23 protein-coding genes and 2 pseudogenes are annotated in these 25423 nt (G+C 58.8%); 20 read left to right on the top strand and 5 right to left on the bottom strand.

Annotation, left to right across the window (positions count from 1 at the left end):
* The first annotated feature begins 34 nt into the window (after positions 1-34).
* A complete protein-coding gene (locus tag AC0NID_RS01550; protein WP_473458483.1) occupies positions 35-988 on the top strand; it encodes a GDP-L-fucose synthase family protein in 954 nt (317 codons plus the stop codon).
* 1741 nt (positions 989-2729) lie between these two features.
* On the opposite strand, the gene AC0NID_RS01545 is transcribed toward AC0NID_RS01550, so the two are convergent.
* Positions 2730-2903, bottom strand: a complete 174-nt coding sequence (locus tag AC0NID_RS01545) for a hypothetical protein (protein WP_473458568.1) — start codon at positions 2901-2903, stop codon at positions 2730-2732.
* Here AC0NID_RS01545 and AC0NID_RS01540 point away from each other — a divergent pair.
* From AC0NID_RS01540 to AC0NID_RS01480, 13 genes and pseudogenes are all read left to right on the top strand, one after another.
* A complete protein-coding gene (locus AC0NID_RS01540) occupies positions 2847-3005 on the top strand; it encodes an SAM-dependent methyltransferase (protein WP_473458556.1) in 159 nt (52 codons plus the stop codon). The two genes, AC0NID_RS01545 and AC0NID_RS01540, sit on opposite strands and share 57 nt — an antisense overlap.
* Before the next feature lie 179 nt (positions 3006-3184).
* Complete coding sequence (locus AC0NID_RS01535) at positions 3185-4363, top strand: efflux RND transporter periplasmic adaptor subunit (protein ID WP_474033411.1); 1179 nt, start codon at positions 3185-3187, stop codon at positions 4361-4363.
* Between the two features lie 2 nt (positions 4364-4365).
* The gene (locus AC0NID_RS01530; RefSeq protein ID WP_474033410.1) at positions 4366-7542 is read left to right on the top strand and encodes an efflux RND transporter permease subunit; all 3177 of its coding nucleotides are present in this window, start codon (positions 4366-4368) and stop codon (positions 7540-7542) included.
* A gap of 1012 nt (positions 7543-8554) precedes the next feature.
* Positions 8555-9148 carry a NodA family N-acyltransferase gene (locus AC0NID_RS01525; protein WP_473458394.1) on the top strand — a complete coding sequence of 198 codons (594 nt, stop codon included), beginning with the start codon at positions 8555-8557 and terminating at the stop codon, positions 9146-9148.
* Positions 9149-9275: 127 nt separating this feature from the next.
* Complete coding sequence (nodC, locus tag AC0NID_RS01520) at positions 9276-10550, top strand: chitooligosaccharide synthase NodC (protein ID WP_473458396.1); 1275 nt, start codon at positions 9276-9278, stop codon at positions 10548-10550.
* A gap of 103 nt (positions 10551-10653) precedes the next feature.
* Positions 10654-11622 carry a nodulation factor ABC transporter ATP-binding protein NodI gene (gene nodI / locus AC0NID_RS01515; protein WP_474033460.1) on the top strand — a complete coding sequence of 323 codons (969 nt, stop codon included), beginning with the start codon at positions 10654-10656 and terminating at the stop codon, positions 11620-11622.
* A 3-nt stretch (positions 11623-11625) separates the two neighbouring features.
* Entirely contained in the window at positions 11626-12414 is a 789-nt protein-coding gene (locus AC0NID_RS01510; RefSeq protein ID WP_473458398.1) for an ABC transporter permease, read from the top strand.
* A 30-nt stretch (positions 12415-12444) separates the two neighbouring features.
* Entirely contained in the window at positions 12445-12648 is a 204-nt protein-coding gene (locus AC0NID_RS01505; RefSeq protein WP_473458400.1) for a hypothetical protein, read from the top strand.
* Positions 12649-12704: 56 nt separating this feature from the next.
* Positions 12705-14720: a carbamoyltransferase family protein gene (locus AC0NID_RS01500; protein WP_473458402.1), complete on the top strand. Its 2016-nt coding sequence runs from the start codon at positions 12705-12707 to the stop codon at positions 14718-14720.
* Positions 14721-14813: 93 nt separating this feature from the next.
* On the top strand, positions 14814-15473 hold the full coding sequence (gene nodB / locus AC0NID_RS01495; RefSeq protein WP_473458404.1) for a chitooligosaccharide deacetylase NodB: 660 nt from the start codon (positions 14814-14816) through the stop codon (positions 15471-15473).
* A gap of 273 nt (positions 15474-15746) precedes the next feature.
* Complete coding sequence (locus AC0NID_RS01490) at positions 15747-16376, top strand: FMN-binding negative transcriptional regulator (RefSeq protein WP_474033409.1); 630 nt, start codon at positions 15747-15749, stop codon at positions 16374-16376.
* A gap of 22 nt (positions 16377-16398) precedes the next feature.
* Positions 16399-16500, top strand: a pseudogene (locus AC0NID_RS01485) (LysE family translocator); the annotation flags it as partial.
* A gap of 110 nt (positions 16501-16610) precedes the next feature.
* A complete protein-coding gene (locus AC0NID_RS01480) occupies positions 16611-16766 on the top strand; it encodes a hypothetical protein (protein ID WP_473458408.1) in 156 nt (51 codons plus the stop codon).
* A 251-nt stretch (positions 16767-17017) separates the two neighbouring features.
* On the opposite strand, the gene AC0NID_RS01475 is transcribed toward AC0NID_RS01480, so the two are convergent.
* Entirely contained in the window at positions 17018-17959 is a 942-nt protein-coding gene (locus AC0NID_RS01475) for a LysR family transcriptional regulator (protein WP_473458410.1), read from the bottom strand.
* Positions 17960-18219: 260 nt separating this feature from the next.
* Between AC0NID_RS01475 and AC0NID_RS01470 the strand changes: the two are divergent.
* The 4 genes and pseudogenes from AC0NID_RS01470 (at position 18220) to AC0NID_RS01455 (ending at position 21074) form a co-directional block, all read left to right on the top strand.
* Positions 18220-18686 (top strand): annotated as a pseudogene (locus tag AC0NID_RS01470) (GNAT family protein).
* A complete protein-coding gene (nolL, locus tag AC0NID_RS01465) occupies positions 18679-19800 on the top strand; it encodes a nodulation factor fucose acetyltransferase NolL (protein ID WP_473458412.1) in 1122 nt (373 codons plus the stop codon). The pseudogene AC0NID_RS01470 and the gene nolL overlap by 8 nt, the downstream one beginning before the upstream one ends.
* Before the next feature lie 50 nt (positions 19801-19850).
* On the top strand, positions 19851-20756 hold the full coding sequence (locus tag AC0NID_RS01460) for a LysR family transcriptional regulator (protein ID WP_473458414.1): 906 nt from the start codon (positions 19851-19853) through the stop codon (positions 20754-20756).
* 36 nt (positions 20757-20792) lie between these two features.
* A complete protein-coding gene (locus AC0NID_RS01455) occupies positions 20793-21074 on the top strand; it encodes a nitrogen fixation protein NifQ (protein ID WP_473562984.1) in 282 nt (93 codons plus the stop codon).
* 177 nt (positions 21075-21251) lie between these two features.
* Here the strand turns inward: AC0NID_RS01455 and AC0NID_RS01450 are convergent, their stop codons facing one another.
* Positions 21252-21410 carry a hypothetical protein gene (locus AC0NID_RS01450; protein ID WP_473458416.1) on the bottom strand — a complete coding sequence of 53 codons (159 nt, stop codon included), beginning with the start codon at positions 21408-21410 and terminating at the stop codon, positions 21252-21254.
* A 199-nt stretch (positions 21411-21609) separates the two neighbouring features.
* On the opposite strand from AC0NID_RS01450, the gene AC0NID_RS01445 reads away from it, so the two are divergent.
* Complete coding sequence (locus tag AC0NID_RS01445) at positions 21610-21771, top strand: hypothetical protein (protein ID WP_473458417.1); 162 nt, start codon at positions 21610-21612, stop codon at positions 21769-21771.
* A gap of 73 nt (positions 21772-21844) precedes the next feature.
* Here AC0NID_RS01445 and AC0NID_RS01440 read toward each other — a convergent pair whose 3' ends face one another.
* Complete coding sequence (locus AC0NID_RS01440) at positions 21845-22126, bottom strand: MFS transporter (RefSeq protein ID WP_473458419.1); 282 nt, start codon at positions 22124-22126, stop codon at positions 21845-21847.
* 562 nt (positions 22127-22688) lie between these two features.
* Entirely contained in the window at positions 22689-24368 is a 1680-nt protein-coding gene (gene nodU, locus AC0NID_RS01435; RefSeq protein WP_473458421.1) for a nodulation protein NodU, read from the bottom strand.
* A gap of 645 nt (positions 24369-25013) precedes the next feature.
* Here nodU and AC0NID_RS01430 point away from each other — a divergent pair.
* Entirely contained in the window at positions 25014-25262 is a 249-nt protein-coding gene (locus tag AC0NID_RS01430) for a DUF982 domain-containing protein (RefSeq protein ID WP_473458423.1), read from the top strand.
* The last annotated feature ends 161 nt before the right edge of the window (positions 25263-25423 follow it).

Below are 25423 nucleotides of genomic sequence, written 5' to 3'. Positions count from 1 at the left end.
GCGTCCATAGCGTTATCACATGGGAAACAAAAAGATGAAGAAAGTCTATGTTGCAGGCCATCGCGGCCTTGTTGGATCCGCCACAATGAGTGCCCTCGAGGCGTTAGGATCGTATGAGATAATAACACGTACTCACGACCAAATGGATCTATTTGACCGGACCGAGACGCGCAGGTTCTTCATGTCGCGGCGGCCCGATTACGTCATTATGTGCGCCGCAACGGTTGGTGGTATACTGGCGAACGCTAGATCTCCTGTCGATTTCCTTCATAACAACCTCGCGATCCAACTCAGTGTTTTTGATGCCGCTTACGCTTCCGGCGTCGAACGGATGATTTTTCTTGGCTCCTCATGTATCTATCCACGCGACTGTCCGCAGCCGATACGGGAGGAATACCTTCTGACCGGTCCGCTTGAAGCGACGAATCGTCCCTTCGCTTTGGCAAAAATCGCAGGAGTCGAATCATGCTGGTCTTTTAACCGGCAGTACCAGACGCGCTATCTCGCGTTGATGCCGACCAGCTTATATGGTCCCGGCGACAATTATCACCCCGAAAAATGTCACGTTTTGCCTGCTCTGATACGCCGTTTTCATCAAGCTAAAATAAACGGCGACTCCTCGGTGGGGGTCTGGGGATCCGGAAACCCTCGGCGAGAGTTTATGTATTCGTCGGATGTAGGCGATGCCATTGCGTTCCTGCTTGGCCTGCCAGATTCGGATTTTGACGCCTTGACAGCCGCCGACACCGCGCCCCTGATTAATGTTGGCGTTGGCGAGGATGTCACAATTCGAGAGGTGGCGGAACTCGTTAAGGCGGCGATCTGCTGGGAGGGCAATCTGGTATTCGACACGACGAAGCCAGACGGTACTCCGCGCAAGTTACTGGACGTAACGCGCTTGCGTAAGCTTGGCTGGAAAGCCAAAACGTCTCTTGGTGCCGGGTTGAAAGCGACGTATGAGGATTTTCTTCGCCTTCATGGGGCTTGATGTGGATGCGCGCATCCTGGTTGGACTGCGTGTCCGACCGGGTGCAAGTTTGTTCAGTCAGGCCAAACAGAAGAGAGGGACGCATACATCCGAGGCGGCCGCAATATTGGCCTGTGCTAACGGTGCAAACCGGACCTCTCTGCGACCGGCGGTGCTGAGGACCACCCAAAAGCTTGCCCAGGGCCGCATAACGGGCTGCACATGGAACGGCTGTGCGTGAGCGCCGTCGACTCAAGCCGCCAGTTAGAACTGCTCGACCTCACGGGAGTCGCTGCTTAGGAACCTGCCGTCGATACGAACGCCAACCGGGGCCCCGCCATGCCTCGGGGGCAGGCCTTATCCAAGGCGGTGCATGCGGTAATGGCGGACGTGGACGTATGCTTTCAACTCGCGCTTAACCGCAGGCGGGATCGGGTCCTGGATCGTGTCCCCCTAGGTGGTGTAGCTGACGGACTGCGCTTCGGCCAACATCTCCCTTTATCCGTCATGGCATTGCGGCCATTGCTGAGGCGGTGAACCACAGTCACAGTCATCGTTAGCGTGCTGGCGTCGTAATAAGCTGGCGAGTGTGGTTCGATGTGAGCGGTCGCGGCTGCACGGGATCCACGATCCCAGTGAACAGCATCACGCTTTCCTCCCCTTGTATACGCAAAAGCGTGATCTGCTCTTTCAAGCGTCGTGGTTCGGCCAGGGTCGGCTTTCGGTGCAATTATGGCATGGCCTCCCATCTACGAGCGATCCGGTCGGGACTGCTCTGTCTTCGAACGAGAGAGGACCGCCGCGCTCCCTTCGAAGTTGACCTCCGCCTTATGGCCGTGACCTCCGACCCGCGTAGTGCGCAGCCGGTTCCGTGGTTGCACGCTCGTCGTTCTCCACCATGGTCAGTCGCACCCGGCGCAGCTGGTGATATTCTGCCTCCATCGGTCGTGCCCTGCCCAACACAGCGACCGGGCAACCCGGCATATGCGGCACAAAATGAGGTGGACGGCCGAACGAACCTGCACCTGTCCACCGCCCGAATTGGAAGCAGCGATCCACGGCATTTCCGCCTCGAGGTCTTTCAGGATTGCGGCTCGCTTCGCGGAGCCGACAAAGGCATCGCGGACCACGCCCATTGGCGTGGGGCGTCTTGTGCTTGGTAGCACCGGTGAAGGGCTGTTCATGGATCAGACTGCGGCGGTCCTCCGGCCACTCCTCCACAAACTCGAAGCATCTGCGAGATCGACAATGCAAAGGGTAGGATCCATGCTTGATGAAGACGAGGCTGCTGAATGCCGCGAGCCTCTTCCACCGCGGATCGTCAGCGTCTCAATCGCTGTGTGTGCGGGATTCCCGCCCACCGCAAAGCGTTTGTCGGCCAACGCCACAGAGGCGCGGACCCAGCCACGCCCATTTCCGCCTTCGATGTGTTTAGGGCGTGGATGGTTGTCATCCGAACAATCAATTTTGCCAATCTTGCCGACCCTATTAGGAGTGTGACCGAAATCAAGTGCCTCGGCCTGCAGGCACGCCCGACGAAGAAGCCTGAGCACCAACCACCTATGCGCAGAGGAGTACAGAAGGCAACGATCCGAAGACAGTGGCAATTGGTGCCGGACGTTCCTCCTCATCGGTGTCTATGCGCGCGTCAAACGGACTCTCATTCGCTGAATGGTCCCAGAATTGCACGAGGTGGGCAACCACACGGTGAAGCGTGGTGGTGTTTTGACATCGGGTCTCACGAACGGCCCCGCTTTCAGAATTAGCGTGCCCGGGTCCCGACGCTATCTCTGACGGCGTTTTGCAGCGTCGGTGATTGCTGACTTAGCGAGGTGTGAATTTGACCCATAAAGTCGATCATGAACTGCTGAATCGAGAAATGGCCGCAGACGATCCATGGCGGCTCGATGGCAATCCGTTCGAGCGGGAGCGCCATACGCAAATTCTCAGGTGTCACTTGCGCAAGGTCATGTCGCAAATGCGACTCGAAGTCGGATGCGCTGCCGGCGCTTTTACGCAGCGGTTAGCCCCCAATTAAGTGGTTGCCCCGAGTGGGACAAGGTGCCGAGTGTGATGTCGCAGATGAACGGCCGCGCTGGTCCGGCGCGCTTCACGGCGGCCGCATCCTGTCCAGCGAAGTAATAACCCACACCCATATCGGCAACGCGCCGAGTTAGAAGACGCGGCCTGGCCGAATACCGCACTGGAAAAATTACGATGCCGAAGTACAGGTTTCACAAGCTTGCAGCCATTGTCGTGCTTGTCGGGTTCGCTGCCTGGATGGCGACGGGGGAGTTCTCTTCCGTCGGCAGCGCGGCCGCCGACAAACCCGAGGCGGGGGAGGTCGAGCAGCCAAAGGCGGCTGGCGCCGGCAAGGCCAAGCCCACTGAGGCAGAACAGCCCAAGGCGCCGTTGCGTACCGTCGCGACCATAACTCCGCCCAGGCGTACCCATGCGCGCGCCATCCGGATTTCCGGACTGACCGAAGCCGATAAGCGCGCGGTCCTGGCGACCCGCGCCGCCGGCGTCATCGACAAGCTGCCGGTCAAGCAAGGACAGCGCGTCAAGACCGGCGACCTGGTGCTGATGCTGGCAGCCGAGGAAAAACTTTCTGCTGTCAGCAACGCTAAGCAGCTTCTGGTTCAGCGTCAGGCCGAACTCGATGCAGCATTGCGGCTGGCGAAAACCGGCAATCTGCCCAAGCTGCAGCTCGATACGGCTCGCTCCAACCTGACGCTGGCCCAGTCGCACCTGGAAGCCGCGCAAGCCGAGCTCGACCGCAACGAAGTGAAGGCGCCCTTCGACGGCGTCATCGACCGGGTGCCGGTGGAGCTTGGTAGTTCCGTGATGCAGGGCGGCGAGGTGGCGACCATTATCAAGCTCGATCCCGTGATCGCCCGCGGCGAGGTCAGCGAACGCGATCTCGGCTATCTGAAGATCGGCGACAAGGCGAATGTACGGCTGGTCAGCGGCCAGACCGTCGAGGGCACCGTGCGCTACATCAGCCGCGACGCGTCGTCCGCCACCCGCACCTTCCGCGTCGAGATAGCCGTCCCCAATCCCGAGGGCGCCATTCCCGCCGGGATGACGGCCGAGATCGCGCTCAGCGCGCAGCCTACCGACGCCGTCATGCTGCCGCGCTCGGTGGTGACGCTCGGCGACAAGGGCGACCTCGGCATCCGCGCCGTCGACAAGGACAGCAAGGTCGTGTTCTTCCCGATCGACCTGGTCGACGATACGCCGACCGGCCTGGTGCTCGGCGGCATCCCGGCCGACGCGCGCATCATCGTCGCCGGCCAGGAACTGGTGACGGAAGGTGAAGTGGTCAAGCCGGTCGAGGCCGACCAGGCGACCATCCGAAAGCTCTTGGGCGACGCGACGGCCGGGACGCAGTAATCATGGATATCGTCAAACTTGCCATCAACAATGCCCGGCTGACCATTTCGATCCTGATCTTCCTCATCCTTGCGGGTGCGGTCGCCTATCAGTCGACGCCGAAGGAAGCGGAACCCGATGTTCCGATTCCGATGATGTATGTCAGCCTGATTTATCAGGGCATCTCGCCGGAGGATTCGGAACGCCTTCTGCTGCGGCCGATGGAAGCCAAGCTGAAGAGCCTCAAGGGGCTCAAGGAGATGCGTTCGGCCGCCTTCCAGGGCGGCGGTTACGTGCTGGTCGAATTCCACCCGCAGACGGATCTGGCGACGGCGTTGCAGGACACGCGCAGCAAGGTCCAGGACGGCAAGGCCGACCTGCCGCAGGCAGCCGAGGAGCCTGTAGTCTCCGAAGTCAACGTCTCCGAGTTCCCCGTTCTGGTCGTGACGCTGTCGGGCGAGGTGCCCGAGCGCGTTCTGACGACGGCGGCGCGCGAACTGCGCGACCGCATCGAGGAAGTGCCCGGCGTGCTGGAGGGTTCGCTGCAGGGCGCCCGCGACGATCTCGTCGAAGTGGTCATCGAACCGATGAAACTGTCTTCCTACGGGCTGCAGCTCGAGCAGCTGATCGGTGCGGTTGGTGATTCCAACAGCCTCGTCGCCGCCGGCAACATCGAAGGGTCCGAGGGCAAATATGCGGTCAAGGTGCCGTCGCTGATCGAAACGCCGGAGGACGTGGCGGAACTGCCCATCGTCGCCGGCCCCAATGCCGTGGTGCACGCCAAGGATATCGCCACCGTCCGCTCCACCTTCAAGGACGCCCAGACGGTGACCCGTCTCGACGGCAAGCCGGCGATCGCCATCGAGGTGAAGAAGCGCATCGAATCCAACCTGATCGACACGATCGCCCAGGTGAGGACCGTGTCCGATGCCTTCATAAAGACCATGCCGGAAGGCATGCACGTCACCTACACGCAGGACAAATCGGTCTTCGTCAACCAGTTGCTCGGCGATCTGCAGAACCACGTCATGATCGCCGTGATCCTGGTGTTCATCGTCATTCTCTACGCGCTGTCGGGCCGCGCCTCGCTGCTGATCGGCCTTGCCATTCCATCGTCCTTCTTGATCGGCATCCTGCTGTTGGCCATGATGGGCTACACGATCAACATGATCGTGCTGTTCAGCCTCATCCTGGCTGTCGGCATGCTGGTAGACGACGCCATCATCGTCACCGAATTCGCCGAGCGGCGAATGAGCGAAGGCATGCCGAAGGAAGAAGCCTTCGCGCTCGCCGCCAAGCGCATGGCCGGCCCGGTCATCGCGGCGACGATGACGCGCATCGCCGCCTTTTCGCCCCTACTGTTCTGGCCGGGCATCATCGGCGACTTCATGAAATACATGCCGATCACGCTGATCGTCACGCTTTCGGCCTCGATGCTCTATGCGCTGGTCTTTGCGCCGACGCTCGGCGCCTTGTTCGCCAAGGCGCCGCCCCATCACGAGGACGATAACCGCGATGGCTGGTACATGGCCGTGGTCAAGCAGGCGGTGCGCTTTCCCATCACCGTGCTTCTGCTAACCGTCGCCCTTTTGTTCGGTGTCGGCTTCGCCTATTCGAAATACGGCGCCGGCGTCGAGTTCTTCCCGAATGTCGAGCCCGACTACGGCCTGCTCTATGTGCACGCCCGCGGCAATCTTTCGCTCGCCGAAATGGATGCCGCCACGAAGACCGCGGAAAACCGGCTTCTCGGCTGGCCAGGCGTGAAGTCGGTCTATACCCGTGTCGGCAAGACGCAAGGCGGCGGCCAGGACATTCCCGAAGACGTGGTCGGCGTGATCCAATACGAGTTCGTCGACTGGCGCGAGCGCAAATCGGCGAACTCGATCCTGGACGAATTGCGCGGCGTCATGGCCGGCATTCCCGGCGTCGACGTCGAGGTTCGCGTGCCCGAGGCCGGCCCGCCCACCGGCAAGCCGATCCAGATCAGGCTTTCGGCCGTCGATCCGGAAGGGCTCGACGACACAGCCCGCGCCGTCGCCGCGCGCATCGCCAAGGTGCCCGGCGTCATCGACATTTCCGATGGCCTGCCGCCGCCCGGCGTCGACTGGGCGCTCGAGGTCGATCGCGCCAAGGCGGCGCAATACGGCATCAGCCCGACCTCGGTCGGAACGGTGGTGCAACTTGTGACGAACGGGCTGAAGCTCAGCGAATACCGGCCCGCCGGATCGGATGACGCCGTCGACATCAGGCTGCGTCTGCCGGAGGACCGGCGCACGCTGTCGATGCTTGACGAGCTCAGGGTGCAAACCTCACAAGGGTCGGTGCCGATCTCGAATTTCGTCGCGCGCAAGCCCGAGCCGACCGTCGGCATCCTCAACCGCATCGATGGCGCGCGCACGGTGGTCGTTCAGGCCAACGTTGCCGCTGGTGCTCAGGTCGCGGCCGTCCAGCAAGAGGTCACCCAGGCTGTCGCCGATATGGATCTCGGCAACGGCATTCGCTGGAAACTCGCCGGCTCGAACGAGGACAGCGCCGAGGCCAGCGCCTTCCTCAGCAAGGCGTTCGGCGCCGCGATCTTCCTGATCTTCCTCGTGCTTCTTGCGCAGTTCAACAAGTTCACCAGGGTCTGGCTGGTGCTGTCCTGCGTGGTCATGGCGACGATCGGCGTGTTCCTGGGATTGCTGTTGACCGGAGAGGCGTTCGGCATCGTCATGTCAGGTATCGGCGTCATCGCGCTGGCCGGTGTGGTGGTGAACAACAACATCGTGCTGATCGACACCTACGACCGGCTGCGCGAAGAGGGCTGGGACAAGATGGACGCGGTGCTGCAGACCTGCCGCGAACGTGCCCGCCCGGTTGTGCTGACGGCGGTGTCGGCGATCCTCGGCGTGCTGCCGATCGCTTTCGGCCTCGGTCTCGAAATCTTCCATCACGAGACGACGATCAACGCGCCGTCGACGCAATGGTGGATATCGTTATCCTCGGCGATCGTCTTCGGCCTGTCCTTCGCCACCGTGCTGACGCTGGTGGTGACACCGTCGATGCTGATGGTGTTCACGCGCAGCAAGAACAGCCGCTTCTATGCATTCTTCCGTCGGGTGTTCCGGCGCGGAACGCCAGCCGACGCGACTACGGAGACCTCCGCAGGGCCGGGCTTGCTCGACGAGCCGGCGATTGACTTCCCGAAGGCCGCCGAATAGGCCAACTTTGCTTGGAGCGCTATGCTGAAGAAATCGCTGGCCGAGATGACACGCATCGCGTGCCGGGGCGCGTCGATCAATGAAGACTGGCTGCTGGCCCGCTTCCGAAAGCCGATTTCCGCTTCCTGATGAAACGAATTGTCGAAGTTGACTTGGAGACACCGTGCGCTTCGTGGTGTCAAACTGACCCTATATGTGGACGTATAAGAGCGCCCGATTGCAACAAGTTAGCTGGATCCAGTTGATGGTCACAATTGCTGACGTATATCCGGCTTCTTCATGCGGCTCGATGTTCAGCGCGGCGAGCCTCGACGGGTTTTCGCCCGCTTCCACCTCAACGGCCCCAGACGTCGGCCGAAGCTTTTGCGGTCCACACATCAGGTTCGGAAGCGACGGGGTGACCGTTTCCCCATCTCTGCCATTTTGCTGCAAGGCCGAGGTGCGCCCTCCTTCTCGCTCTCCAGGTCCGTCAGGCTGCTTTAACCGACAGTACCGCTTGCCAGGCAGCGAGCATCGACCAGACGATTCTTGTTGCCGAGCGCGACCGCCGCGCCATTGGGATGCCGCCTTTGCCGCAACTTGTCGAGCCTGAGGCTTCGCGGAACCTGTTTGCCGCCGGCGCGATCCAGAGCTGCGCGATCGCCTATGGATCATCAGCGTGCGTCAACGGTCGCCGCGTTTGCTGACGCCTAACAGTCAGGCCCATCCTCCGCTTGATCGCAGCTTCGGCACGAGGCGCAGCCACGCCGCTGGCGGCCGCTCTTGAAGCAGGTTGTGTCACCGACAGCTGCCTCGGTGCCGTCGCTTTATGGGCCAATCGAGCACGGCCGGAAGGTTCAGATCATGGCCTTCGAAACGCATGGTTGTAACATCCATAGCGTGGATGCTCGCGATCTAAACAATCAATTTTACCAATCTGGGCGGGTCGTTCATAGACCCCCCACATGACATGCACCGCGTTGCTCTGCCGCGTGAGGTGCACAAAAGAACCTGAAAAAGAGGAAGTCTTCGCATGCGCTCTGACGTGCAGTGGAGGTTGTGCTGGGAAAATGAGTTGCGGCTTTCCGATCACCTCGAACTCTCTGAGTTCTTCCGGAAGACCTATGAGCCTACCGGAGCCTTTAATGGAAAGCAGTTCGAAGGCGGTCGAAGTTGGGCCGGTGCGAGGCCGGAGGTCCGCGCAATCGGCAATGATGTGCACGGGATAGCGGCTCACTTGGGCCTGCTGCGCCGATACATCAAAGTTGACGACGCTGATCTGCTTGTCGCTGAACTCGGTCTATACGGGGTGCGTCCGGATCTTGAGGGGCTAGGAATCGCCCATTCGATCAGCGCGATGTATCCAGCGCTGCAGCAGCTTGGCGTTCCATTCGCTTTCGGCACGGTTCGGCCCGCGCTCCGGAACCATGTTGGGAGGTTCTGCCGCAAAGGCTTGGCGAGCATTTTGTCGGGCGTTCGCGTGCGTTCAACCCTCCCGGACGTGTACCTCGATCTGCCTCCCACGCGAGTCGACGACGACGTACTCGTCATGGTGCTCCCAATTGGACGCTCAATGAGCGAGTGGCCGGCCGGAACTTTGATCGATCGGAACGGTCCAGAGCTATGAAGAGCACCCGCAATGATATCAGTCAGCGCGACCCGCCCCTCATCGCATTGATCGATCCGAATCCAGCATTGACCGCGGATTTATCGTCCGCTCGCTTCCTCAAATTCACTGAGAAATCTGACATCTCATGAACCTCTTTGCCCCAGCCAGTATTGTTGCAGTCTGCTCTTATGCGCTGCTGTCGACCGTCTATAAGACCGCGCAGGTGTTTTATGCCCTGCCTACAAACGTACCGCCGACCTCGGGCGAACCGGCCGGCTGTGAGCCTTGGCCGAGCGTCGATGTCATTATCCCTTGCTACAACGAGGCTCCTCGCACCCTCTCGGACTGCCTGGCTTCCATAGCAAGTCAGGACTACGCCGGAAAACTGCAGGTCTATGTTGTTGATGACGGTTCTGGAAACCGCGATGCCCTCGTAGGTGTACACGAGGAGTACGCTCGTGATCCGAGATTCGACTTCATTGCGCTCCCAAAGAATGTCGGAAAGCGCAAGGCACAGATTGCGGCGGTTCGCCGCTCGTGCGGAGATTTGGTCCTCAATGTAGATTCGGACACGATACTCGCGCCGGACGTCGTCACAAGGCTTGCAATAAAGATGCAAGATCAAGCGATCGGCGCCGCCATGGGCCAGTTGGCGGCTAGTAATCGCAATGAAACTTGGCTGACGCGGTTGATTGACATGGAATACTGGCTCGCCTGCAACGAAGAGCGGGCAGCGCAGGCTCGGTTCGGTGCCGTTATGTGTTGCTGCGGTCCGTGTGCCATGTACCGGCGATCCGCGCTTGTTTCGCTGCTGGATCAATACGAGACGCAGCGCTTTCGAGGGAAGCCGAGCGACTTCGGTGAGGACCGCCACCTTACGATCCTGATGCTGAAAGCAGGCTTTCGAACAGAGTATGTCCCGGAGGCCGTCGCGGCAACAGTCGTTCCCAACAGCATGGGTCCCTATCTGCGCCAACAGCTTCGCTGGGCCCGGAGCACGTTTCGTGACACGTTGCTGGCGCTCCAACTGCTGCGCGGCCTTAATATTTATCTCACATTGGACGTGATTGGGCAGAATCTTGGCCCATTATTGCTCTCTTTGTCGCTCCTGGCTGGGCTCGCGCAATTCATAACGACAGGTACTGTGCCTTGGACGGCATGCCTGATGATTGCGGTCATGACTATAGTTCGCTGCAGCGTGGCAGCGTTTCGTGCGCGCCAACTTCGATTTCTCGGTTTTTCGCTCCACGCACTCATCAACATCTTTCTCTTGCTCCCGTTGAAAGCATACGCGCTGTGTACATTGAGCAATAGCGATTGGTTGTCGCGAAGCTCGGCCGCCACTGTGACAGACAGCGACGGCGCCATTCCAAAGCCCGCCTTGGTGGGATCTGACGCTGCTTACAGCGAACAGCAATAGTCACGTGATCGCAGGTGGAAGAGTTTTGAGCCAGGACCAGAAACAGCAATTGTTGAAGCGAAAGTTAGACCCACAGGATTTGCGGCGGATCGAGACTCCTCCGATCGAACGGGAGTCTCACGGTCAAACAAGCGCGAAAAGCTCCATGCCTGACTCTCTGTCGACCGTGGCAGTCGATTTCGCCGGCGTAACCAAGTCGTATGGGAACAAGGTCGTTGTCGACGACCTGTCGTTCACCGTTGCGTCGGGAGAGTGTTTCGGCCTCCTCGGACCAAACGGGGCCGGCAAAAGCACGATTGCGCGTATGCTCCTCGGCATGACATGCCCTGACGCGGGCACGATCACGGTGCTCGGCGTCCCGGTGCCGGCGCGCGCTCGGCTGGCACGTAGGGGCATTGGCGTGGTCCCGCAATTCGACAACCTTGACCAGGAATTCACGGTACGCGAGAACCTCCTGGTGTTCGGCCGCTACTTCGGCATGAGCACACGCGAGAGCGAAGCGGTCATCCCGTCGCTTCTCGAGTTCGCTCGCCTCGAGCGCAAGGCGGATGCGCGCGTCTCGGAACTGTCCGGCGGCATGAAGCGATGCCTGACGATGGCGCGGGCGTTGATCAACGACCCCCAGCTCATTGTGATGGACGAGCCGACCACCGGCCTCGATCCGCACGCGCGCCACCTGATCTGGGAGCGGCTGCGCGCGCTGTTAGCTCGCGGCAAAACGATTATCCTCACGACGCATTTCATGGAAGAGGCTGAGCGATTATGCGATCGGCTGTGCGTGCTCGAAAGGGGTCGCTACATCGCCGAAGGCCGCCCGCAGGCGCTGATCGACGAGCATATCGGATGCCAGGTCATGGAGATTTATGGCGGCGATCCGCACGAGTTGCATTCGCTGGTCAAGGCACATTCTCAGCGCATCGAGGTCAGCGGCGAAACCCTCTACTGCTACGCGCCAGACCCTGATCAGGTGCGCACGCAACTCCAGGGGCGACCAAGTCTGCGCCTTCTTCTGCGTCCAGCCAATCTCGAGGATGTTTTCTTGCGGCTGACCGGGCGCGAGATGGAGGAGTGAACGATGATTGAAGGTCTTGCGGCGGTGCTGCCCGCCAATGCGTGGAACTGGGTTGCGGTGTGGCGCCGCAACTATCTGGCATGGAAGAAAGTCGCATTCGTGGCGATTCTCGGTAACCTCGCCGATCCAATGATCTACCTTTTCGGCCTCGGTACCGGCCTCGGCATAATGGTCGGCCGCGTCGACGGTGCGCCGTACATCGCCTTTTTGGCGGCCGGCATGGTCGCGGTCGGTGCGATGACCGCCTCTACCCTCGAAACACTGTACGCGGCTTTCGCTCGCATGCATTCTCAACGCACATGGGAAGCCATGCTGTATACGCACGTTACCCTCGGCGACATCGTTCTGGGGGAACTGGCGTGGGCAGCCACCAAGGCCTTCCTGGCCGGTATGGCAATTACCATTGTCACCGCAGTGTTGGGCTATACAGCCTGGCCGTCCGTCTTCTATGCGCTGCCATTCATTGCTCTGACAGGGTTCGTATTTGCCAGCCTCGCGATGGTCGTCACCGCACTTTCGCCCAGCTACGATTACTTCGTATTTTACCAGACGCTTATCCTTACACCGATGCTGTTCCTGTCGGGCGCCGTTTTCCCATTGAATCAGCTGCCTGACACCTTTCAACAGATAGCGCGATGCATGCCGCTGGCACATGCGATCGACCTCATTCGTCCGGTCATGCTTGATCGCCCGATCGGCGGCATCGCCCTGCACATCGGGGTGCTCGGCCTCTACGCGCTGTTGCCATTCTTCCTCTCGATGGCGCTGTTGCGCCGCCGACTGATGCGCTGACGCAAAAGAGAAGGAGATAAACCATGCGCTATGGACGCAAATAAAAACGACATCGCCAGCGTGTGCCGCGAAGGGTTTTGGCTGGCGTCGATTCAATCTCACAACGCTATGGAACGCCCGGCGTCTCGAGCACAGGATCTTATGTTGATCTCGGCGGACCTAATAGAATTGCTTGAGGCCGGTGATGTTTGGCTGGCGTTCGGGCGCGAGCGACAACGCGGCCTGTCTTTCTGATCGAACGGTCTCGAGAAGGCCAATTTAGTATTCCTGTACGACAAATGGAGAGCGAGATGCTGTGTCTAGGATTGAACGGCGGATTGGACAAAGTCTATGAAAACAGATTTCAGATTCCAAACACATTCATGCACGATGGCGCTGCGGTGCTCGTCCGGGACGGACAGGTCATTGCGGCGGTAGAAGAGGAGCGCCTCAATCGGATCAAACATTCCAACAAGCTCCCAATTAGTGCGGCTCAATACTGTCTTTCAGCAGCTGGGGTTCAGCTCAGCGAAATCGATCGAGTGGCGTTCTACGCTACCGAAGACTATAGCAACGCAATGCTTGAAAACATGCTTGTTTCCCAGCCGGACGCCTCCATTCCGTTGGATGCTAAACTGTTGATGCAGCAGCTGCTGGCGCAGGAGTTCGGTACCGAGCTCGACGCTTCGCGTATCTCATTCGTAAGTCATCATCAGGCGCACGCCGTGAGTGCTTTTGCAATGTCGGGCTTCGAGCAAAGTCTGATTTTCGCGATTGATGGCTCTGGTGATTTCCTTTCGGGCCTTGTGGCGGTTGGATCTGGTACTGAAATTACGCAACTTGCGACTTTCCCAGAGAACAATTCTCTCGGGCAATTTTATCTCGAGACGATCCGGTATCTCGGCTACGGCTTGTTCGATGAATATAAGGTAATGGGGCTTGCCCCCTACGGCGATCCCGTTCCCTATCGCGAGCTTTTCGAGCAATTCTATGAACTCTCTGCAAACGGCGAGTATCGCGTCCACCTCGACCGCATCGGTCCGACTTTGCTCCGCAGCATTCAGGTTCGGCAAAAGGGAATGCCATTTACTCAGCAGCATATGGATGTGAGTGCGTCGTTACAGGAAGCGCTCGAACGCATCGTGTTTCACATTCTTCGCCATTATCGTGAGGCCACCGGGATGACGCGGTTGTGCCTGGCCGGCGGAGTTGCGCACAATTGCTCCATGAACGGCAAGCTGCTCTATTCAGGGCTTTTCGAAGACATCTTCGTGCAGCCCGCATCGCATGACGCTGGATGCGCATTAGGCGCCGCGCTAATCGTGTCTAATGAGCTGGGCCGCCCAGCGCCGCGTACGCGATTGCAGGAGGTCTATTGGGGGCCGGAACTCGCGAGCGATCACGCTGTCGAAGAGGAACTAAAGGCGTGGGCGGGGCACCTGGAGTTTGAACGCACTGAGGAGGTGGCGGATAGGGCAGCCGAGTGGATGGTCGGTGGCGCCGTGATCGGCTGGGTGCAAGGTCGCTCGGAGTTCGGGCCGCGAGCGCTCGGAAATCGCAGCATTCTTGCCGACCCCAGGCCCGCCTCAAACAAGGACCGGATCAACGCTATGGTCAAGAAGCGGGAAGGATATCGCCCGTTCGCGCCATCAGTGTTGGAGGAGGATGCGCGCGAATTTTTCGACCTCCCGGGCAGTGCGTGCGAATTTCCCTTCATGAATTTCGTAGTTCGTGTGCGCGATTCCAAGCGTAATTTGCTCGGCGCCATCACGCATGTCGACGGTACGGCTCGGCTGCAAACAGTATCGCGCAAGGCCAGTCCGGCCTATTGGGACGTCATCAATGCCTTCAAGCAGCGGACAGGCATCCCAATTCTGCTCAATACGTCCTTTAACAACAATGCAGAGCCGATCGTAGATTCAGTTGCAGACTCGATTGCCACGTTCCTGACAACAGAGCTGGATGGACTTGTGGTCGGGCCGTACCTCGTCAAAAAACGGGCCGCAACGCTGCAGGATTGGACTGCGCTCGCGGTTTCATTGCCGCCTTATGTATCCCTGCATAAAGTCCGCGCATACACGGCGCAGGATCGCCACGAGACCGTCTGCGAAATCCGAACGGATCACCGTGAGTGTGCGCGTATTTCACATGGCTTGTTCGATCTGCTGACGCGGATCGAAGGCGAAGCCGTGCTCGCGGATCTCCTCGACACAATTACGCCGGATCAGGGCCTGCGCGAGGCTCTCACAGGAGAGCTGCGACTATTGTGGGAGCAGCGCCACGTTCGGATGCATCCCTCGCAAGCTGCTCGCGTCCACCAAAACTGATGCCAAATCCTGGACGACCGATGACAGGGCCGGAACTCCGGTCTGCACCTTCATATGACTGTCTCCGACCCAGTAGGCCGAGGCAAGGGTTCTATGAAAGATCTTGATGACAGAAGGGAGGTGCGGAGTGAATGCGCTGATGGAACCGGCCGTCGGAGCGTTTATCTGACGTTTGACGACGGTCCCGATCCATTTTTCACGCCACAGATACTCGATGTGCTGGCGCAAAATCGGGTGTCAGCAACTTTCTTCGTGATTGGTGCCTACGCCGCGGAGCACCCGGACCTCATCCAGCGCATGATCGCAGAAGGGCATGAGGTAGGCAACCACACGATGTCTCATCCGGATCTGTCCACATGCGGCTTGGGCGAAGTCCAACGTGAGGTGTTTGAGGCTAACCGTGCCATCATGGCAGCATGCCCCCAGGCCTCTGTCCGCTACATTCGCGCGCCATACGGCGCCTGGAGCGAGGAAGTATTCATTGCCTCAGAGATCGCCGGGCTGGCGGCCCTTCACTGGTCGATAGATCCAAAAGACTGGTCGCGCCCCGGCGCCGACGCGATCGTCGATTCAGTGCTCGCCGCGGTCCGGCCCGGCGCAATCGTGCTCTTGCACGACGGTTGCCCTCCCGACGAGTCCAGATGGAGCACTCAAGCCAGTCTGCGTCACCAGACCGTAACGGCGCTATCCAATCTGATTCCGGCATTAGATGCCTGCGGATATGAAATTCGCTCGCTTCCAGAACATCACTGAAATCCGAGATCCTAGGACCTGCTTTCCCAGCCAGTACGGTGATCTCGCTTATCAAGAACCGTTTACGCCTGCCGGCAAACTGGTCGCCATTGCCGTTATGGGGATACGCCCGACCTCGGCTGCAAATGACCCAGGGGTCCTCGACTTCGCACACCCCCGGAGATCCGGCGCGCGACGGGCATCTTTCAGAACTGGACCACGTCGATACCTTCTGACTGGCTGTTTCCAGCAGGCCAGCTTGCCGGTATGTCTTGGTAAGCAAGGAGTTTCGCGATGTACATCCCCCCCGCTTTCCGCGACGACGACAAGGAAGGCCTGCGCGCGACGATCCGCGCGGCGCTGCTGGCGAACTTCGTTACAGTCACGTCGGAAGGGCCGCTCGCAACGCCACTGCCGCTCTTGCTTGATGAGAGCGAGGGCGAACACGGCGTGATCTACGGGCACCTCGCGAAGGCTAATCCCCAGTGCCATGTTCCTCCGATGGGCGACGGCTTGGCCATCTTCATGGGACCGGACGCTTATGTGACGCCGGCTTGGTATGCGACCAAACGGGAAACCGGGAAGGTCGTCCCGACCTGGAATTACATCGCCGTCCACGCCTATGGTCCGGTCGAGTTCTTCGAGCATGCGGGAAGACTGCTGGACGTCGTGAAACGTCTGACTGACCACCACGAGGGCAAGCGCGCCTCGCCTTGGGCGGTGTCGGATGCACCGCCGGATTTTGTACAGGCGCAACTCCGCGGAATCGTTGGCTTGCGCATGCCGATCACGAAGCTGGAGGGCAAGCGCAAACTGAGTCAGAACCGGAACGCGGCCGACCGCGCTGGCGTGGCTGCGGGCCTTGCGGCGAGCGAGCGGGCATCTGACCGAGAGATCGCCGCTCTCATCCCAAAACAATCATGAACTTTGTCGAAATGAACCAATGATGCCAGAACTGACCCCATTCGCCCTGTACCTCGCTGCGGCCTCCGTGCTCGCCATCACGCCCGGTCCGGGCACCTTCTATGTTGCCGCGCGCACGCTCGCAAGCTCGCCGATTATGAGGCGGCTTGCGGAGCCAAGACGCTCATGCTGGTTCCGGCCGACGATGGCTCCTGGCCTGCCGATGGCGGGTGCCGAGGCGATCTCCGCGTCTCGTTGAAGGCGCTGAAGCCGATCCTCCAGTCGCGCGGCCTGATCGGTCTCATCGAGCCGCTCGGCTTCCAGACCTGCTCGCTTCGATCGAAGAACGAAGCGGCTAAGGCCATTGCCGCCATTGATGGCCAGTCCGTCCATTCTTCTCCTGCGAACTGACTGGTCTCGTGCACATTTCAAGCGTGAACGATCCAATCCACTGGATTTACCCGGATCGCGTCCTATCCGGTTCCGACAATGGCAGCCAGATCCGGGCGCTGCTTGATGGCGGTTATGGGGACCCCTCCTCATTCGCACCCTTTGTCGACGCAGCCCACCCGCAGGACGACCTCGCAGACGCACTTTCCGCGACTATTGATCTCGATCGACACGCTGGTTGACACGAGAGCCGGTGTGAGACGTGCTATCAATCAGGGCTTGCGACCCTTTTTGGCGTCCCGCGGAGAATTCATCCGAGACGCCTCCTGCAACAATATCTCTCGCATCCAGACGCTTGCCACATCGCTGTTGTGAAGGGCGGGCCATTGCAGGGCCTCGGTGAATGCGGGAAGCGGCAGCGGAAGTTCGATGATCTTTAGTGGGAAGGTTTTCTTGAAATGCTCAACCAGCCGGGAGGGCATGGTCGCTATACGGGCTGTGCCTGAGACCATCGGCGGGATCATGCTAAAGGCCTGCACGATAACCTCGACACGTCTCTTGAGGCCATGCTCAAGCAAAAAACGCTCCTCGATCGAGCCTTTCAGCGTCGGCCCGAACTTGGCCGCAACGTGCCTCATCGACATGTATCTCTCGAATGTAAGCTGCTGCGGCAGTTGCTTGTTCGTGGGGCAGCCTACGCACACGAACGCGTCGTCGAACAGCGCCGCTCTTGGGTGCGCGCTCGACATGAACCATTCTGGACAAATCAGAAAATCGACGTCACCGCGCCGGAGAAGCTCATCGGGATCGTCGTCGAGCGGCAGCAATTCGAAGCTGACGGCGGGTGCTTCGCGTGCAACACGCTCCACGACTTTTTCAAAAAACACGAGTGTGGCGAAATCGGAAAGGGTGATCCTGAAACGGCGATCGGACTGAGCCGGATCAAACGGATCCCAAGAAATAATCGAACTCTGGATTTTTAACAGTGCGCCGCGAACAGCGGGCGCGAGTGTTTCCGCACGTGGGGTTAGAACACGTTCGCGGCCGTTCATCGTAAACAGTTCATCCTTGAAATAATCGCGCAGCCGGCCGACGGCCGCGCTCATGGCCGGCTGACTTAGGTTGATGCTGCTTGCCGCCGCCGTGAGGTTGCGCTGGGTCAGCAGCGCGTCGAGCACAACGAGAAGGTTCAGATCAAGGCCTTTGAAGCGCATCGCTTTCACTTATCCATAGCGTGGATGCTCGCGATCTAAACAATCGATTTTACCAAACTTCCAAGGCGCTGCATAGACGACCGCACCTGAGATACACCCGATCAGGCCACTGCTTCTGTAGCGTGTGCTGGGAAATAAGTTGCAAGTCGCCGATTATATCGAACTCTCCTCCATCTTCCGAAAAGCCTGTTGGCCGATAAGGGTTTTCAGGTGGTCGTAGCTGGGCCGGTGCAAGTCCGCAGGTTCGCGAAATCGGCCCTGTGTGCACAGCGCAGTGGCTCACTTGGTCCCGCCGTTTCATCATGGTTGGCGAGGTTGATTTCTTGGTAGGCGAACTCGGATTGTACAGTGTGCATCCGGATCTTGAGAGACTCGAATGAGCCATTCTATCCGCATCATGCGTCCGGTGCTGCAGCAGCTTGGCATTCCATTTGCATTTGGCACGGTTCGGCACGCGCTGCGGAACCGTAGCGAGAGGTTCTGCAGAGGCGGCCTGGCGACAATAGTGCCGGGCGTTCGCGTCGCCACACTGATCACGACCGCCACTGCGCTCCATCTTTGCCATCAGGTACTGGGAACTTGTGCGCTCGGTTGCAGCCAGTCGGCCTTCGATACCACGCCGCGATCCGCGCAAATTTCGATCCTTTTTCACCGAAACTGGCGCGCTCGCCGTGCCCAGAAACGGCCGGTAGCAACCGCAACAGATGGGCTGGAGTCTGATGCCTGATAAAATAATAGTCGGAGCGAAGGGACGCGGCTTGCGCCCGGCGGAAACAAAAAACCGAGACTTAAGCCTCGATTTCGCCAAAGGTATACTAATTACGTTGGTAATAATTGGACACTTAGTTCAATATATAATTTATAGAGGCACTGGCGATTTCTGGACGTCTCCATATTACAAGTCGATATACATATTTCATATGCCTCTCTTTATGGCAATAAGTGGATGTGTTTCTTCTGGGGCAATTTTGCGAAAACCGTTGACTCAAGGGGTCCGACATCGAGCAGTGCAGTTACTACTGCCAATGTTTTGTTGGTGCGCGTTTATTTTCGCACTAAAGTCAGCTGCGATTTATCCAACGAAGGGTCCAACTGGTGTATTGCTGGACCTATTGAAGGAAGTCATCGGAACATACTGGTTCATATGGGCGGCCTTTATTTCATTCGTTTTAGTTAGTTTTTTTGCGAGTTTCAAACGGCTACCGATGTGGATCATAGGCGCATCCGCCATTGCGGTCGCATTGGCGCCCATCACATTGTCAATAACCCCGTTGGTACGATACACTTACCCATTTTATTGTTTGGGGGTCTTGTTTGCCCAGCCAATTGGATGGCAAAAAAGTATCATCTGGACCCGCAAATCGACCTTTGTACTCTTACTTTCGATAATAGCTTTCATATCCTTATTTTTGTGGGACAAGCAGACCTACGCCTTCAACAATCTTGTTTTAATCAATGATGAAGAGTCAGCCAAACAAGTGCTGCTGATGTTCGCCGGCTCTGCAGCGGCTTCAGCGGTGGCAATGCAGTTTATGGTCCAATGCTGGAGGGCTGCCTATTCAACTAGAATAGCTCAGTTTGTCGCGGTGGAGCTCGGTCAGAGCACGCTGCTGCTTTATCTGGTTCAGGGTGCCGCGTTTCGCCTCATGGATTTTATCCAGTTTGGAGAAGCCTGGAATCTCACGACCAGAATCGCGTTCGCAAGTGTGATTGGAGTGACGATTGTCGTCACGGCGATGGCAATTCGCAAGATTGCGCACGAGCTTGGATATGTGTCGCAGATCCTTGTCGGAGCGCCGCCACGCCCGCGTCTGCTCACATCTCAATCTGCAATAAATTAGCCACCAACATGGTCGCGATGACAAGCAACCACGTTACGGACAGATAAGGCATGCGTTTCAAAGGCCTTGATCTGAACCTTCTCGTTGTGCTCGACGCGCTGCTGACCGAGCGCAACCTCACGGCGGCGGCAAGCAGCATCAACCTAAGTCAGCCGGCCATGAGCGCGGCCGTCGGCCGGCTGCGCGATTATTTCAACGATGAACTGTTTACGATGAGAGGCCGCGAACGTGTTCTAACCCCACGTGCGGAAACACTCGCGCCCGCTGTTCGCGGCGCACTCTTTCACATCCAGTGCTCGATTATTTCTTGGGATCCGTTTAAACCGGCTCAATCCGATCGCCGCTTCCGGATCATAGTTTCGGATTTCGTCACACTCGTGTTTTTTGAAAAGGTCGTGGAGCGTGTTGCACGCGAAGCACCCGCCGTCAGCTTCGAATTGCTGCCGCTCGACGACGATCTCGATGAGCTTCTCCGGCGCGGTGACGTCGATTTTCTGATTCTTCCGGAATTGTTCATGTCGAGCGCGCATCCTAGAGCGGCGCTGTTCGACGAGACATTCGTGTGCGTAGGCTGCCCCACGAACAAGCAACTGCCACAGCAGCTTACATTCGAGAGGTACGTGTCGATGAAGCACATTGCGTACAGGGTCGGCCGTGCGCAGATGCCATCCATTGAGGAACGTTTTTTGCTTGAAAATGGTCTAAAGAGACATGTCGAGATTATCGTGCCGGCCTTTAGCATGATCCCGCCGATGGTCTCAGGCACAGCCCGTATAGCGACCATGCCCTTCCGGCTGGTTCAGCATTTCAAAAAGACTTTCCCTCTGCGGATCGTCGAACTTCCGCGGCCACTGCCCACGTTCACCGAGGCCGTCCAATGGCCCACCCTTCACAACAGTGATCCGGCAAGCACCTGGATGCGGCAGATAATGTTGCATGAGGCATCCCGCATGTGAAGCCGCGGGCGCTCCGGGTCAACGGCACCCAATTCGATGATCTTGCATGACAGTGTGGTGCTGATTCCGACGCTGGTAGCCGGCAACACCAAAAACATGAAGTGGAAGAAGTTCTTTTACCGCAGGCTGTGCGAGGCTGAAGGTCTACTCCTATGCACCGCGCCCAATTGCCGGGAATGCAATCAATTCAAAAGCTGCTTCGGCCGGAGGCATGGAAAGCCGCCTCACACGGATCAAGCACGGGATCGCCCTTGTATTATAGCCGTACGAGGCGAGCGATCGACGGCGAGGCGATCCGCTTCGGTCCGGCACTTTTAGCTTCTCTCGTCGGCACCATCATTCAAAACGCCGCCGCTGGTCGAAATCGACCGGACAACAACGTGAGATCGCGCGGAGACGATGGCTGCAACCGCCAAAAAATCGTGGGCAGGATCGCACCGCGCGGCTGATGCGATTGCATCTTTCCCCGTGCTGCACTGGCCTGTGTCAGTCGGTCTAGGGTTCGCGCTTCGGTCCGAGCAAGAACACTGTCAGGGCAGCGAGGAACGAGGCAACGGCGCTGTAGGCAAAGGCACTAGCAACGCCGGGATTGTCCACCAGCAGTCCGCCGAAAATCGCGCCGGCGGCGATGGCCACTTGGAACGTTGCGGTCATCAGCCCACCAGCGTTTTCGGCCTGCTCGGGAGCGGAGCGCAGCACCACGCATTCTGCAGTCCCACCGGCACCGCGCCGAAGGCAAAGCCCCATACGGCACCGCAATCGCCGAGGCCCAGGCCGATGCTCCCAACGTCAGCAGCGAGACAGCGGCCATCGCTATGAGCAGGGGCGGCAGGGCCGCGACTGCCTTGAGGCTGTGCTCGGCCAAGAATCCGCCGGCCAAATTGCCGAAGAAGCCGCCGATGCCAAAGGCGAGCAACACGAGCGAGATCGTCTCGATGTTGAGCGCGGGAACATTCTCGAGGAAGTCGCGGATATAGAAGAAGCCGGCGAAGTGCCCGGAAAATCGCGACTTTGATCATCGGATTCTTGGTCACATCGGAAGCTGGCCGCTCCAATCGGAGGCAGCCTCGGAAAAGTCATGAGTTGCGCTACCAGTGTAACGCGCCGAAGACTGCAGCGATCATGAAGGCGCTTCGCCACCCCCAGACGTCGCCGACATAGGCGCCGATTGGACCGCGCAAACGGTAGCGACGGTGCGCCGGTGAGGGGATGATCGACATGGCGCGACGCAGGAGGTGACCTGGAACGAGCCGCATCGCCAACGCTGCCGACATCGACCAGAAGCCTCCGAGCGCTATTCCGAACACGACGCGAGCGGTCAGAAGAACCGGCAGTGACCCCGCGACGGCACCAGGACCGTGCGCTGGCAATTGTGCTCTTCGGCATCGGGTTGCTGCAACCGATCTCGCACGTATGGGTCCTGCAAGGAGCATGCTCGAGGATGTGGACCTCTACTCCGACTTGCTGACTGACGGAGGGTGTCGGGTCAACATGATCGGCCACATGCCCGGCGCCATGGCGGAGTGGTTCGGTGCTGAGCAAAGTCGCGGACGGCAAGGCGGACGCTCCCAGGGATTAACGCGGCTGGCGCAGGCAATGCGGGATTCCGTTGGCAGAAGGAGCTCAAACAGCTAATTCGCTCAAGCTTGCCACCACCGCAGCAGACGAATGGCGTGCCGGTCGGCAGGGCCGTGCAGGCCCTGGTGTTCGAACCCCTCCATTCACATCGCTAAGCAAAAGCATTCGCGTGCTTGCCAGCTCAACAGCACAGTCTCGGCGCTTTATCGGCCATGACGATCAGATTCGTTCGTCAGATCAGGGCAGCTTCAAGGGCCGTAACCGCACACACCCGCAGTATCCGGCTCCCTCAGCGATGCTGCCGGCGATTGCAGCGCTAGAGCGCGGTAACTCAAGTTCGTTACAGCCCGCCGCTCAGCCCTCGAATTGACCTGTCTTGGTCAACAGCAACCCATCGCACCAAACGTGGTCTACGCATCCCCACTCACAGGCGGCAGCCGCATCCGGAAAAAAACCACGTCCATTGAGATTTGCACTCGTGTTGCAGAGCAGCGAAATGCCCGTGAGTTTCTCATATTCTATCAGAAGTTCTGCAATTGGGTGTTCAGAAGTTCTCGAAACTGTCTGAAGTCGCGCAGTCCCGTCGAGATGGACGACCGCCGGGATTTTTTCTTTCCACTCCGAACGGGTTCGGTGATCGAACAGCATGTAAGGATCCGGCGTGCCGGGGTCAAACATGTCAGGTGCACGATCCTCCAAGCATATTGGCGCTACCGGTCGGAAGTGCTCTCGAACTTTGATTTTGTTGAGATGGTCCTTCATTTCCGGCGAAGTTGCGGCCGCCAGGATGCTTCTGCCTCCCAAAGCACGTGGACCAAGCTCTGCGCGACCTGCAAGGAACACCACAGGCTTGTTGTCGGCTAGCACGCTGGCAAGTTCTTTCAGGCTGCAAGCAGCAGATTGCCAACCAGGCGGAACCTTGCCATGGCTCACATTTGGCCCGCTGTAGACTGACCAGTCGAGATGCACGAAACCTTTGTCGGCGGCCAGCGCGCAGCAAGCGGCACCGATCGCCGATCCGCTGTCGTTTGGAAACGGAGGCACCCAGACTGCGTCGAACAAACCGCTCGCCCGAAGAGCGCTGTTCCATTTGATGTTCAGCCCGCATCCGCCGGCTATGCACAGGTTTCGGGTTTTGGGGACTGAGTACCCACGCAGCGCCCTTGTCATCCCCTGGACGAGAAGACGCTCCACGAAGGCATGGAACGAAGCAAGTATGTCCTCGGGCGTTTCGGGGATTAACCGCGACGCGCTTGCATCGAAGAAGTCGTGCACAGCCGTGAGTAACGCGTCTTCGCTGTGGCTGTTGTTCCCGTAGCCAAAAGCAAGGTCCGTATCCCAGGCAAAATGGTCGTCGTAAAGCTCCTGAAACACATTCACGATGTGTTCATGGACCACTCCGAGCGCAATATAGGCCATCAACTTGCCGGCGATACCGAGATTCCAGCCAGTCCGCAGTTCTTGCCTGTAAGGACCGAAATGTTGGCCCGCGGCCGCATAGGCATGGCCTATCATCGGAAACAGGCACCCAACAAATCGGACTCCACTTGGCTCGACGTAGTAAAGCCGCGGAAAGATGCAGCCGTCCCATACCAGACAAAATGCCGGTTCCTCTGCTTTGGCGAATGAGCTGGTGCAGTATGCGGAAGCTACGTGCCCAATAACATGCGGGTAGCTTTCATAAGAACATACCCCATTGTCGAGCATGAGACCGGAACCTTGATAGGCTGTCAGAGGATTTTCGGCGTCCCGCTCCACATATGGCGCGCCGTTGAGAGTGATAGGGGAGCCGTTACTCAGAACCTGGAATTCTGACTGGATTTCACCGTCCCATCCGTCAATAACGAACCGGTCGATATCGCGCGGAGCAAGCCCGTTTTCCGCCAAAACGGCGGCGACCGTCTCAAGCCGCTCGATATGTTGGTATCGTGGGTTATTGTCGAGCTTCTCCTGCTCGATGCAAAAGAGTAATCTGCCGTCTTCCACGACAGCAATTCCCCCGTCGTGCGTCAGCTTGATACCGCAAATGCGCATAGCAGATCCTTGTTGAGGTGACCGTAGAGCAACCGCAGAAAACGGCTGGAAAACATAGCCGTGGGTTTTGATGTCGCGCTATGCAGGATCATGAGGAACCGGTAAATTAGATTGTTTGGATGTGAGGCATCCGCGCGATGAATGGTAAGGTGTGCCGCGTGATCTAGAACAAATGGCTGACACGCAAAAATCACCAGATTTGCGAGGCAGCGCTGTGCGGCACTGTAGAAGGCCTGGCCACCGCAAGCGCTGGGCAAGGATGTGCACGGTCACACATCACCCGCGCGACGGGAGGTGCCGCGCTCCCTCGGCACCGAGCGCGCGTGCTGAGCACGAAGGTGGTCGCGCTAGAAGCGAGCCTTCCCTGATCAAGCTACTCTTTAGGTCATCGACAAGATTTTCGATGGCGAGGGCAGCGCCCAAAGGGCCTATTCGGCTTTTTGAATCGCGCCGTCATGTTGGAGGAACAACCTCCGACAACCGATGGATCCCGCCTGCAGATCGGCAGCGGAACAGAGCGGCCAAGCGCGTGTCAGGCTAGCGCGGGGTCGGTCAAAAGGGGATTATCTCGGCTCACAGATGTCGGCTCGGCAAAGAAGACGAGCTGGGCCCTATTGACGGATGATCGCCTTGGGGGGCGGAGAGATGACCGGCTTGCACAGATTTGAGAGGGCGGTCGTTGTTCAGGTTGGCCGCCACAGTTCTGAGCGTATCGTATTCGATGTCAACCAGGCGGCCGCTATCCTGATCCGTGCCCTTCATCATCGGACCGAGAAACGGAGGGTAGCGATGGACGCTTGTCTGCAGGTATTGCGTGGTGAGGCCCATCCACCATCTGCTCGAAGGGCTTTTGTGGCAGCCGCGCTTGAAGCAAAGATCCTGCGCAGCGATTGAATGCTGTTAGCGCATCAAGGCTTTGATGCTTCGAGTGGAAGTCGTCTGGCCTGCACACTCTTCCGGAGAATGTAGGCGTTGGCGGCCCCGGACGCCTACCTCCCTCGCCGATAAGACGTTCTGCCAATCGAACACGTTGACGAGGACGTGATTGGCGTCGA

The organism is Mesorhizobium sp. WSM4821, from assembly GCF_055901555.1.
This window is presented reverse-complemented; position numbering and strand designations above follow the sequence as displayed.